At 62.7% G+C, this 12,156-nt stretch carries 8 protein-coding genes; 5 read left to right on the top strand and 3 right to left on the bottom strand.

Annotated elements, in window-relative coordinates; translation table 11 throughout:
* Positions 1 to 512: 512 nt before the first annotated feature.
* From cadB to pdxY, 3 genes are all read left to right on the top strand, one after another.
* On the top strand, positions 513 to 1,847 hold the full coding sequence (gene cadB, locus ACB028_RS05130; protein WP_371143678.1) for a cadaverine/lysine antiporter: 1,335 nt from the start codon (positions 513 to 515) through the stop codon (positions 1,845 to 1,847).
* A gap of 78 nt (positions 1,848 to 1,925) precedes the next feature.
* Positions 1,926 to 4,067, top strand: a complete 2,142-nt coding sequence (locus ACB028_RS05125) for a lysine decarboxylase CadA (protein ID WP_026457947.1) — start codon at positions 1,926 to 1,928, stop codon at positions 4,065 to 4,067.
* Positions 4,068 to 4,125: 58 nt separating this feature from the next.
* A complete protein-coding gene (gene pdxY / locus ACB028_RS05120) occupies positions 4,126 to 5,004 on the top strand; it encodes a pyridoxal kinase PdxY (RefSeq protein ID WP_371143677.1) in 879 nt (292 codons plus the stop codon).
* 66 nt (positions 5,005 to 5,070) lie between these two features.
* On the opposite strand, the gene ACB028_RS05115 is transcribed toward pdxY, so the two are convergent.
* Both ACB028_RS05115 and ACB028_RS05110 read right to left on the bottom strand, forming a co-directional pair.
* Entirely contained in the window at positions 5,071 to 5,523 is a 453-nt protein-coding gene (locus ACB028_RS05115) for a PliI family lysozyme inhibitor of I-type lysozyme (protein WP_371143676.1), read from the bottom strand.
* Between the two features lie 45 nt (positions 5,524 to 5,568).
* Positions 5,569 to 7,602, bottom strand: a complete 2,034-nt coding sequence (locus ACB028_RS05110; RefSeq protein WP_371143675.1) for a M13 family metallopeptidase — start codon at positions 7,600 to 7,602, stop codon at positions 5,569 to 5,571.
* A gap of 166 nt (positions 7,603 to 7,768) precedes the next feature.
* Here ACB028_RS05110 and tilS point away from each other — a divergent pair, with 166 nt between their 5' ends.
* Positions 7,769 to 9,130 (top strand): tRNA lysidine(34) synthetase TilS, encoded by a 1,362-nt coding sequence (tilS, locus tag ACB028_RS05105; protein ID WP_371143674.1) that lies wholly within the window; start codon positions 7,769 to 7,771, stop codon positions 9,128 to 9,130.
* Positions 9,131 to 9,175: 45 nt separating this feature from the next.
* Here the strand turns inward: tilS and ACB028_RS05100 are convergent, their stop codons facing one another.
* On the bottom strand, positions 9,176 to 10,078 hold the full coding sequence (locus ACB028_RS05100; protein ID WP_061475897.1) for a GGDEF domain-containing protein: 903 nt from the start codon (positions 10,076 to 10,078) through the stop codon (positions 9,176 to 9,178).
* Positions 10,079 to 10,198: 120 nt separating this feature from the next.
* Here ACB028_RS05100 and ACB028_RS05095 point away from each other — a divergent pair, with 120 nt between their 5' ends.
* Complete coding sequence (locus ACB028_RS05095) at positions 10,199 to 12,151, top strand: cation:proton antiporter (RefSeq protein ID WP_371143673.1); 1,953 nt, start codon at positions 10,199 to 10,201, stop codon at positions 12,149 to 12,151.
* Positions 12,152 to 12,156 lie beyond the last annotated feature (5 nt).

The following is a 12,156-nucleotide window of genomic DNA, read 5'->3' as shown; positions in this document are numbered from 1 at the left end:
GCTTTCTTCTGCCTTTGTGCCTCTTTGTTAGGGGTGTCCATTTTTGTGCCTTGGGATGGCTTGTCCGGCGCACCACCTTTCACGTTTTCGGTTGTCCTCTTGGCGGAGATGAGTGTCATCCGGCTGCGATTTTGTCTATGGCTGCAAAGCCGTATCCGGTTGCCGGCTGGCGATAGGGAGGGCTGGGGAATGTCATCTGCCCTTTGTACTTATCAAGGGGATGAGAAAAATATCAAGGCGGCTTGATAAGGAGATTATCAAGGCCCATCAAGAGGCGCTGCCGGTATCAAGGTTTTATCAAGATGGGGCTTGATGGATGAATCAAACTTATGTTTTTAAACAGTTTTATCTCTATGGGAAAGAAGGCGAAAAAAACTTCACTCATATTTTTATCCCTTAGCGGGACTTTATGTTTTCCGGTGACCGGGAGCCTAGTCTGTGGCCATTCCCTGGCGGGTGACGCCGTCAGATATGTCTGTGACGACCCGACTTTTTATAGCACCGGAGATCTTATGTCCCTAGATACGAGCAAGAAGATCGGCCTTATCGCCTGTACAGGCGTGGTGGCCGGCAACATGATGGGGAGCGGCATCGCCCTGCTGCCCTCTGCCCTGGCCACTATTGGCTCCATCTCGATTTTCAGTTGGGCCATCTGTCTGGTTGGCGCCATGGGCCTGGCCTTTGTGTTTGCCCGCCTTGCCACCAAGAACCCGCAGGAAGGGGGCCCCATCGCCTACGCCGGCGAGATCTCCCCGGTGTTCGGTTTCCAGACCGGCGTGCTCTATTACCACGCGAACTGGATTGGCAACCTGGCCATCGCCATCACCGGCGTCTCTTACCTCTCCGTCTTTTTCCCCATCCTCAACAGCCCGATCCCGGCCGCCGTGGCCACCATCGCTGCGGTGTGGATCTTCACCTTCGTCAACCTGCTTGGCGGTAGCTGGGTGAGCCGGCTCTGTACCCTGGGTCTGGTGCTGATCCTGCTGCCTGTCGTAGGCACCGCCCTGGTCGGCTGGAGCCACTTTGACAGCACCCTCTACAGCCAGAACTGGAACACCACAGGGAGCAGCGATATCCATGCGGTCATCAGCGCCGTGCTGATCTGCCTCTGGTCCTTCGTGGGTGTGGAGTCCGCCGCCGTCTCCTCCGGCATGGTGAAAAATCCCAAGCGCACCGTACCGCTCGCCACCATGCTGGGTACCGGCATCGCGGGTGTCATCTACATCCTCTCCACCCAGGTGATCGGCGGCATGTTCCCGGCCGATGAAGTGGCCGCCTCCGGCGCTCCGTTTGCCATGGCCTCCTCCGCCATCTTCGGCAGCTGGTCCGCCCCCTTCGTGTCCGCCTTCACCGCCCTGGCCTGCTTCACCTCTTTGGGCTCCTGGATGATGCTGGTGGGCGAGGCGGGCAAGCGCGCCGCCCATGATGGCAACTTCCCGAAAGTCTATGGCGAAGTGGACAAGAACGGCGTGGCCAAGAAGGGGCTGATCCTGGCTTCCCTCAAGATGACTGCCCTGATGATCGGCCTGACCGCCTTCACCTCCCAGTCCGCCCACGCGGCCGACCTGTTCAACGTGCTGACCACGGATGCGGTGCTGCTGACCATGCTGCCCTACTTCTACTCCAGCATTAACCTGATCCGTTTCGAGGGTATGACCTCCCGCAGCGTTGGCGCCATGATCTTCTCCGGCGTCGCCTGTGTCTTCTGTCTGGTGGCCCTGATGGGTGCCAAGGGGTCAAACCTCACCGCTACCTTCGTGGTGTCGCTCATCATCCTGATGTTCTACGCCAAAAAACAGGGGCTGCGTCAGCATGACGCCCTGCTCAAAGAGCAGACCAGTCACTAATTCTCCCTTTTCATCTTCCGTGCGCTCTTCACTCACCATCCCTGATGGAGAGCGCCCCCTTACGTGTGGAGCATTACGATGAATATCATTGCCATCCTCAACCACCTGGGCGTTTTCTTTAAAGAAGAACCCATCCGCCAGCTGCAAGCCTCTCTCGAGCGCAAGGGTTTCGAGGTCGTCTATCCGGTCGATGTGGCCGATCTGCTCAAGCTTATCGAGAAGAACCCGCGCGTCTGCGGCGCCATCTTCGACTGGGACAAATATTCCCTGGGTCTGTGCAAGGAGATCCACGATCGCAACGAGAAGCTGCCGATCTTCGCCTTCGCCAACGATCAGTCCACCCTCGACATCCACCTGACCGATCTGCGCCTGAACGTGCACTTTTTCGAGTACCGTCTCGGCATGGCCGACGACATCGCCCTCAAGATGAACCAGGCCACCCAGGACTATCAGGACGCCATCCTGCCGCCGTTCACCAAGGCGCTGTTCAAGTATGTGGAAGAGGGCAAGTACACCTTCTGTACTCCGGGTCACATGGGCGGTACCGCCTTCCAGATGAGCCCGGCCGGCAGCCTCTTCTATGACTTCTACGGCCCCAACGCCTTCAAGGCGGACGTCTCCATCTCCATGCCGGAGCTCGGCTCCCTGCTGGATCACTCCGGCCCCCACAAGGATGCCGAAGAGTACATTGCGCGCACCTTCAACGCCGATCGTTCCTACATAGTCACCAACGGCACCTCCACCGCCAACAAGATTGTCGGCATGTACTCCGCGCCGGCGGGCAGCACAGTGCTGGTGGATCGCAACTGCCACAAGTCGCTCACTCACCTGATGATGATGAACGACGTGACCCCGATCTATTTCCGTCCGACCCGCAACGCCTACGGCATCCTGGGTGGCATCCCGCAGAGCGAGTTCCGCCGCGAGACGATTGCCGCCAAGGTGGCCGCGACCCCGGGTGCCCAGGCTCCCCGTTACGCCGTGGTGACCAACTCCACCTATGACGGCCTGCTCTACAACACCGGCTTCATCAAGGAAGCGCTGGATACCCCCTTCATCCACTTCGACAGCGCCTGGGTGCCCTACACCAACTTCAGCCCGATTTATGAGGGCAAGTGCGGCATGAGCGGCGACGCCATCCCGGGCAAGGTGTTCTACGAGACCCAGTCCACCCACAAGCTGCTGGCGGCCTTCTCCCAGGCCTCGATGATCCACATCAAGGGCGACGTGGAGGAAGAGACCTTCAACGAAGCCTTCATGATGCACACCTCTACCTCGCCGCAGTACGGCATCGTGGCGTCCACCGAGATCTCCGCCGCCATGATGCGGGGCAACACCGGCAAGCGGCTGATCAAGGACTCCATCGATCGCGCCATCTCTTTCCGTAAAGAGATCAAGCGCCTGCGTACCGAGAGCGAAGGCTGGTTCTTCGACGTGTGGCAGCCGGACAACATCGACACAGTCGAGTGCTGGAAGCTGGATCCGAAAGATGACTGGCACGGCTTCAAGGATATCGACGACGAACACATGTACCTGGATCCCATCAAGGTGACCCTGCTCACTCCGGGCATGGGCCGCGATGGCCAGCTGCTGGAGAGCGGTATCCCGGCCTCCCTGGTCTCCAAGTTCCTGGACGAACGCGGCATCGTGGTAGAGAAGACCGGCCCCTACAACATGCTGTTCCTTTTCTCCATCGGTATCGACAAGTCCAAGGCGATGCAGCTGCTGCGCGCCCTGACCGAGTTCAAGCGCGGCTATGATCTGAATCTCACCATCAAGAGCATTCTGCCGAGCCTCTATCGTGAAGATCCGGCCTTCTATGAAGGTATGCGCATCCAGGATCTGGCCCAGCGCATCCACGATCTGACCCGCAAGTACCGTCTGCCGGAGCTGATGTTCAAGGCGTTCGACGTGCTGCCGGAGATGAAGATGACCCCGCATGCCGCCTGGCAGCAGGAGCTGGCCGGCAACGTGGAAGAAGTGCCCCTGCGTGACATGGTGGATCGCATCAGCGCCAACATGATCCTGCCCTACCCGCCGGGAGTGCCCCTGGTTCTGCCGGGCGAGATGGTGACTACCGACTCCCTGCCGGTGCTCGAGTTCCTCGAGATGCTGTGCGAGATCGGTGCCCACTACCCGGGCTTTGAGACCGACATCCACGGCCTCTATCGTCAGGCCGATGGCAGCTACACCGTCAAGGTCCTGCGCCAGGCAGACTAATCACAACGGGCCGCGAGGCCCGTTTTTTCCTTCGGTTTTCTTGTGTGAGTCGCCAATCATGAAGCGAGTGATCTCCATTCAATCCCACGTGGTCTTTGGCTGTGCCGGCAACAGCGCCGCCGTTTTCCCCATGCGCCGTCTGGGGGTGGAAGTGTGGCCCGTCAACACGGTGCAGTTCTCCAATCACACCCAGTACAGCCAGGGGTGGCAGGGGATGGTGATGCCGGCGGGCCACATCGGTCAGCTGATGGCGGGCCTCACCGACATCGGCGTGCTGGGGCAGTGCGATGCGCTGCTCAGCGGGTATCTCGGCTCTGCCGCTCAGGGGGAGGAGATACTGGCGGCGGTGGCCAGGCTCAAGGCGTGTAATCCGCGCGCCCTCTATTTTTGCGATCCCGTGATGGGCCACCCCAACAAGGGGTGTATCGTCGCCCCCGGCGTCGCCGAGTTCTTCAAGGATCGGGCGCTGGCCTGCGCCGACATGCTGGCCCCCAACCTGCTGGAGCTGGAGCGGCTCACCGGCCGCGAGATCCACAACGTGCCCGAGGCGGTGGCGGCCTGCCAGCAGCTGCGGGCGCGGGGGGCCAGGCTGGTGCTGGTCAAGCATCTGGGGCGGGCCGGATTCGGCCACGATCGCTTCGAAATGCTGCTGGTGTGCGACGAGGGGGCCTTTCATATCTCGCGCCCCCTCTATCCGTTTGCTCGCCAGCCCATCGGGGTGGGAGATCTGCTAAGTGCCACCATGCTGGCCAATCTGTTGGCCGGATACGAGCCGGTGGTGGCGTTCGAGCGGACCAACGCCAGCGTGGATGCGGTGCTGGCCCAGACCTGGCTGGTCAATGCCTATGAGCTGCAACTGGTGGCGGCCCAGCACGAGATGGCGCAGCCCCATGTGCGCATCCGGGCGACCCGGCTTGCCCTGACCTGCGCCGCCTGATTGGCGCCAGATAGCAAAAAGCCCTGATGATCAGGGCTTTTTCTTGCGTGCCGATTTGGGCTGTGGTCAGTCTTGCGGGCTCTTGAGCGCCTTGATGATGTCCTCGCCCGGAGGCAGATCCCTTATCTGGTGAAACAGTTCGAGTTCCCCCTGGGGGCCTATGGTGAAGGCATCGCCGCTCAGGTAGCTGCCGCTGCCGGCGCTCTCCATGATGACCACCAGCTCGGGCTGCTTGTCACCGTTGAGATCCAGCAGTTTCAACTCCCTGATGCTGCCCTCCCGGGGCAATACCTTGCCCTCGACAAACTGGTCGAGGGGAAACTGGGGATTGGCCCCGGTGTAGAGGCGCACGTCATAGCTGCCGATGGAGGCGGGCTCGCCGCGACCCTCGCTCACCACGAGGACCTGGCCTGAGGGGAGGGTCAGTTGGCGAGAGGCCCCTTCCGCCCCTTGTGCGACCATGGGCAGGGTGAAAAGAGGCAGGGCGAGCAGCCCCAGCGCCATCATCCTGTTTTTCATCGTTGACTCCTTACGGGGACGGCGGGGCGCCCCCGTTGGTGGTGTTTACCAGATCTTCACCCGTTTCTCGGGCGGCAGATAGAGCTTGTCACCCGGCTGGATGTTGAATGCCTCGTAGAAGGCGGGAATGTTCGGTACCACGCCGTTGACCCTGTATTCGGGCGGGGAGTGGGGATCGGAGCGCAGCAGCATCTGCATCAGCTCGGGGCGGTACATCCCCTTCCACACCTGGGCCCAGCCGAGGAAGAAGCGTTGCTCGCCGGTGAAGCCGTCCAGTACCGGTGCCTCCTTGCCATCGAGCGATAGCTCGTAGGCTTTGTGGGCGATGGTGAGGCCACCGAGATCGCCGATGTTCTCGCCCAGGGTGAACTGGCCGTTGACGAACTGTCCTTTGATGGGCTCGAAGCGGTTGTACTGGGCCACCAGCCGGCTGGTGCGGAAGCGGAACTCCTTGAGATCCTGCGGTGTCCACCAGTCGCGCATCATGCCGTCGCCGTCGGATTTGGCCCCCTGATCATCGAAACCGTGGCCCATCTCGTGGCCGATCACTCCGCCGATGGCGCCATAGTTGACCGCATCGTCCGCCGTCATGTCGAAGAAGGGGGGTTGCAGTATGGCCGCCGGGAAGACGATCTCGTTGTTGCTCGAGTTGTAGTAGGCGTTCACCGTCTGGGGCGACATGTGCCACTCGTCCCGATCGACCGACTTGCCGAGGCGGGCGAGATCGTCGGCGTATTCAAATGCCTGGGTCCGCTGCAGGTTGCCCACCAGATCGTCCGGCTTGATGACGATACCGCTGTAGTCTTTCCACTTGTCCGGATAGCCAATCTTGGGTCTGAACTTGGCCAGCTTCTCGAGGGCCTGCGCCTTGGTCTCTGGCGACATCCAGTCGAGTTCTTCGATGCTCTGGCCGTAGGCGGTGCGCAGGTTTTCCACCAGCTGCTCCATCCGGGCCTTGGCCTCGGGCGGGAAGTAGCGGGCCACGTAGAGCTGGCCGACGGCCTCGCCCAGGTGATCATTGAGCACCCCCAGTGCCCGCTCCCAGCTGGCGCGCTGCTTGGGTGTGCCGCTTAAGGTGGTGCCGTAGAAGGCGAAGTTGGCGCGATCCGTCTCGCCGTCGAGGTAAGGGGCGTAGTCGGTCAGCAGCTGCCACTTGAGGTAGGCCTGCCAGTCGGCGATGGGGGTCTGGGCCATCACCTTGTCCAGCGCGCTCAGGTAGCTCGGCTGGCCGATGATGAGATCGGGCTGGGCGGCGATGCCGGCTCCATCGAGATAGGCCTGCCAGTCGATGGCGGGAGCGAGGCGGGCCAGCTCGCTAGCCGGGCGCTTGTTGTAGTTCTTCTCCCGATCCCGCAGGGTGACGTTGTCCCACTGGATGGCTGCGAGTCGGGTCTCGAGGGCGAGAATGCGTTTGGCCTTGCCGCTCGGGTCGGACTCACCGAGCCGGGTCAGCATGCTGGCAATGTGGCGCTCGTATTTTTGGCGCAGGGCCTGACTGTCGGCATCCGTCTTGAGGTAATAATCCCGATCCGGCAGTCCCAGGCCCCCTTGATAGAGGTAGACAGCGTAGCGATCCGGCGCCTTGGCGTCGGGGCCGATCCCGATCCCGAACGGGGCGCCGCCACCGAGTTTGCTCGCCTCGGCAAAGGCGCGGGCCAGATCCCGTTGGTCGTGGATCTGATCGATCTGGGCGAGGGCGGGAGCGAGTGGTGACAGCCCCTTGACATCACGGCCCGCCTGATCCAGATAGCTGGCGTAGAGATCGCGGATCTGTTGGGTAGGCGTGCCGTCGGCGGCGCTCTGGTGGGCCAGCCCCTCGACCAGCACCCGCACGTCTGCGAGGGATTTGTCCCTCAGCATGTAGAAGGCGCCATCGGCGGGGCGATCGTCGGGGATCTTGGCGCTGGCGAGCCATTTGCCGTTTACGTAGCGAAAGAAGTCGTCGCCCGGGCTGACGGTGGTGTCCATGTTGGCCAGCGCCAGTCCCGAGTGTTTGGGGTCGCCTTGCGGTGCCTGACTGCAGCCGGCCAGCAGGGCCAGTCCAATGAGGCCGGCCAGTATGCTTTTCTTGTTGTTCATGCTGTTTGATTCCAATTCCGGTTGTTTGCTTCCCTTGCAACGGGGGCATCCTGGTACCACTTTCGGTACCATCTTGGGTACTGGGATGCGGCTCACTCTAGCAGTCGGGTTGCAGCTTGATAAGCCCGACTCTGTTAAGATCGGCCGGTTCGTTTCGGGGAAGCCTATGATTTCTCATCTTTATTCTCGCTTTTGTCAGACCCTGCCTGTGCCGGAAGGTTCCACCCGTCTGCTGGTGGCGTTCAGCGGCGGGCTCGACTCCACCGTGCTGCTGGTGCTGGCGGCGCAGTTCGCCCGCGAGCACGGCCTTGGCTTGCGCGCCCTCCACGTTCACCATGGTCTGAGCCCCCACGCCGATGAGTGGGTTGCCCACTGCGAAACCGTCTGTCAGCAATTGGCGGTAACCCTCATGGTGGAGCGGGTGCAGCTGGTGCGCGGCAATGGCGAGAGCCTGGAGGCCCAGGCCCGGGAGGCGCGCTACCGGTGTCTGACTACGCACATGGGGGAGGGGGAGTGGCTGCTCACCGCCCATCATCAGGACGATCAGCTGGAGACCCTGTTGCTGGCCTTGAAACGGGGCGCCGGGCTGCGTGGCCTGGCCGGGATCCTGCCACGCCAGCCCTTTGCTGGTGGCCTGTTGCTACGCCCCTTGCTCGATATCAGTCGTCGGGAGTTGGCCAAGGCCGCCGCCACCCTGCCTTATGGCTGGGTGGAGGATGAGAGCAACCGGGACGTGAGCTACGATCGCAACTTTTTGCGTCAGGAGCTTATTCCCCGGCTCAAGGCGCGCTGGCCTGCCATGGCCCAGACCGCGAGCCGCACCATGGCGATCTGCGCCGAGCAAGAAGCACTGCTGGAGGAGCTGGCCGAACAGGACTGGCATCTGGCGGGCGAGGGGGAGGCGCTCCATATCGCCGCCCTGCAGCCCCTCTCGCCAGCGCGGCGCAACAATCTGCTGCGCTACTGGATCCGTCGCCAGGGGGGCGAGATGCCCTCTCGTGAACAGCTCAACCGGCTCTGGCAGGAGGTGGCGCTGGCCCGCGGGGATGCCAACCCGCAGCTCAACTGGGGCAAGCAGAGCTGTCGCCGCTTCCAGGACCGCCTCTATCTGGTCACCCCCGACCTGCAGCCTTGCCAGCTGGAGCTGCCATTGACCACGGGAGAGGTGATTTCACTGCCTGACGGACTGGGCACGCTCCTGCTTCGCCGGCAAACCGGCGGGGAGGGATTGCTGCGGTTGCCCCGGGGTGACGAACCGCTCTCGGTGCGCTTTCAGGTGGTGCCCGGTACCATGCTCAAACCGGTAGGGCGCGCCGGCAGTCGCCGTCTGAAAAAACTGCTGCAGGAGTATGGTGTGCCCTCCTGGCAGCGGGGGCGCATTCCCATCCTCTACTATGGCGATCAGGTGGCGGCCGTGGTGGGGCTTTTTGTCTGTGACGGTTTTCTGGCGCAGGAGGAGGGGCTGAGATGTGAGTGGCAGGCGGCCCGGCTTGCCCCCGTCATGCCGGAGTCAGGCGATCTGGATTGAATCGCGGCCCCCCATCCTGTTTCCATGGCGGGGCCGCCAGATTGTCTATTCGCCGGGATCTGTCTTGCCCGCTCTCTTGCGGGCATAGAGGTGGTTGTCGGCCGCCTCGTAGAGGCTCTGCACGTCGACCCCGGATTGCCAGGTCGCGGCCCCCAGGCTGCAGCCAACCGAGAAGGCTGAGAGTTCCTTGCTGGTCATCAGCATGTGCTGCAGACGCAGCCAGACCGGACGCCATGCCTCGGGTTCGGCCGGTTGCAGCAGCAGCGCAAACTCGTCCCCCCCGAGCCGGAATGCCTGATCCGTGCTGCGGATACACCCCTTGAGCAGCATGGCAAAGCGGCTCAGCACCAGATCCCCCACCGGATGACCCCAGGTGTCGTTGATCTGCTTGAAGCGATCCAGATCCAGCAGCACCAGCACCAACCCGTGGGGCTCGCGGCCATGCTGCTCGATGGCGCGGCCGATGGCCTCATCGAAGTAGGAGCGGTTGCCAAGGCCGGTCAGGTGATCGAGTCGCACCAGCTGATCGAGCTTTTCAAGCCGCAGATAGAGCGGCAGCAGCAGGCTCAGCAACTGATGGCACTGCAGCAGCCGCCGTTGCTGGTGGCTGCTCATGGGCAGATCCAGCTCGTAGTGCAGCTGGCCGAGCAGCTGGCCATGCTGGCCGCGCAGCTCGAAGGAGTGGTTGTGCGGTGTCAGGGTCGCCAGGGGCGGATGCTGGATCAGGGAACGGGGCTGCTCGTGCTCGAAGTAGAGGCTGTGGATCCTGACAATTTTTGCCGCCTGGGCGGCAAAGGTTGTCAGCAGAGCGTCGAGATCCTGCTGCCCCAGCAACTGTTCCAGCAACTGGTTACGCTCGACGCTATGTAACGGCACGACCCGCTCGCTCTGGTGCACCCACAGCTCGAGGCTATGGGCAAAACCATTGAGTGATGACGTATTTTCCATGGTTTTCCACCTGTAAACACCTGACTACTCCCCCCTTCCCTGCAATTGGCATGCCCAATATATCTTTCCTGCCTCCCGGCCCAGCTGACTAGACTTAAGTTGATAAAAGGAGAGGAAAATTTGTATACAGATCTGCTGATCCTGCTGTTTGCCGCCGTCCTGCTGGTGGCGATTTTCCGGCGCCTCGGGCTGCCGGTGATCCTCGCCTATCTGATCGCCGGGGTACTGCTCGGCCCGCACGGACTGGCGCTGGTGACCGGCCAGTCCACTATGCAGACCATCGCCGAGCTCGGTATCGTCTTTTTGATGTTTTCCCTGGGGCTGGAGTTCTCCCTGCCCAAATTGCTGGCGATGCGCCGGCTGGTGCTGGGGGTGGGCGGGCTACAGGTGCTGCTCACCTCCCTGCTCTTTTTCTGGCTTGCCCGTTGGTGGGGGCTCAGCCTGCCCCAGGCGCTGGTGGTTTCCGGCACCCTGGCGCTCTCCTCGACCGCCGTGGTGATCAAGCAGCTGGGTGAGCAGAAACAGCTCCATACCCGCCGTGCCCAGCTCGGGGTGAGCGTGCTGCTGTTTCAGGATCTGGCGGTGGTGCCGCTGCTGGTGATGATCCCCATCCTGGCCCAGCCCGAGGTGCAGGGCAGCGCCCTGCTGGCAGAGATCGCCTGGGCCACCCTCAAGGGACTGTTCGCCCTGTTTAGCCTGTTGGCAGTCGGCAAGTGGTTGCTGCCGCTTTTGTTTCACGAGGTGGCGCGGGCCCGCTCCGACGAGCTGTTCGTGCTGAGCGCCCTGCTGGTGGCTTTGCTGGCCGCCGCCATGACCTATTCGCTGGGCTTGTCGATGGCGCTGGGGGCCTTTCTGGCGGGCATGATGCTGGGGGAGTCCCACTATCGCCACCAGCTGGAGGTGGACATCAAGCCGTTTCGCGACGTGCTGATGGGGCTTTTTTTTATCACCATCGGCATGGCCATGAACTGGGAACTGGTGGCCAGAGACTGGTGGCAGGTACTGCTCTGCGTGCTGGGACTGGTGCTGTGCAAAGCCCTGCTGGTGCTGCTGGCCGGTCGTCTGATGGGGGAGCGCAAGCGTGACGCCTTGGCGGCGGGCATCATGCTGAGCCAGGTCGGCGAATTCGGTTTCGTGCTGCTGGCGCTGGCCAGCCACCATGGCCTGCTGGCGAGGGAGCTGGTGTCGCTGCTGATCGGCATGGGGATCATCTCCATCGCCATGACCCCCTGGCTGGTGATCCAGGCCCACTCCCTGGCCCGCAGTCTGACCGATCCCGCCCTGTTGACCCGCTCCGAGGTGGCCCAGTCGGGCCTTAGCAAAACCCAGCACGTGATCATCGCCGGCTTCGGCCGTGCCGGGCAGACCTGCGCCCGCTTCCTGAAGCTCGAAGAGATCCCTTTTCTGGCGCTGGATCTCGACCCCGAGCGGGTGAGCGAAGCGAAACTGGCGGGGGAGCAGGTGGCCTTCGGCGATGCCAGCCGGCGCGATATCCTGCTGGCCGCCGGCCTGCTGCGGGCCCGGCTGGTGATCATCACCTTCGACGATCGCAAGCGGGTCGAGGCCATGCTGGCGCTGATACGCGAGCTGGCCGGGGATCTCAAGGTGCTGGTGCGCACCCGGGATGACAGCTTTCTCGAGCAGCTGAAACAGGCGGGGGCGTTCGAGGTGATCCCCGAATCCCAGGAGGGGGCCCTGATGCTGGTCTCCCATCTGCTGGTCAACTGCGACGTTCCCCTGGGGCGGGTGATCCGGCGCATGGAGCACGAGCGCAGCAGCCAGTATCGCTTCCTGCACGGCTTCTACTGGGGGGATCAGAGTGCCAGCAACATGGAGGCCGATCAGCTGCTCGAACGGCTCCACCCGCTGCTGCTGCACGATCAGGCCTGGGCGGTGGGGCGCGAGGTGCAGGAGCTGCCGCTGGGGGAGGTGAGGATCAAGGAGGTGCAGCGCGGCGATCAGACCCTGGAACCCAGGGCCGAGCTGCGGCTCGCAGCCGGCGACCGGCTGATCCTGTTTGGTACTGCGGTGGCCATGGAGCAGGCCGAGCAGCGACTGCTGGAAGGGCACTGAGCCCA

The organism is Aeromonas sp. S9(2024), from assembly GCF_041403185.1.
In the GTDB taxonomy this organism is placed as follows: Bacteria; Pseudomonadota; Gammaproteobacteria; order Enterobacterales; family Aeromonadaceae; genus Aeromonas; species Aeromonas enteropelogenes.
This window is presented reverse-complemented; position numbering and strand designations above follow the sequence as displayed.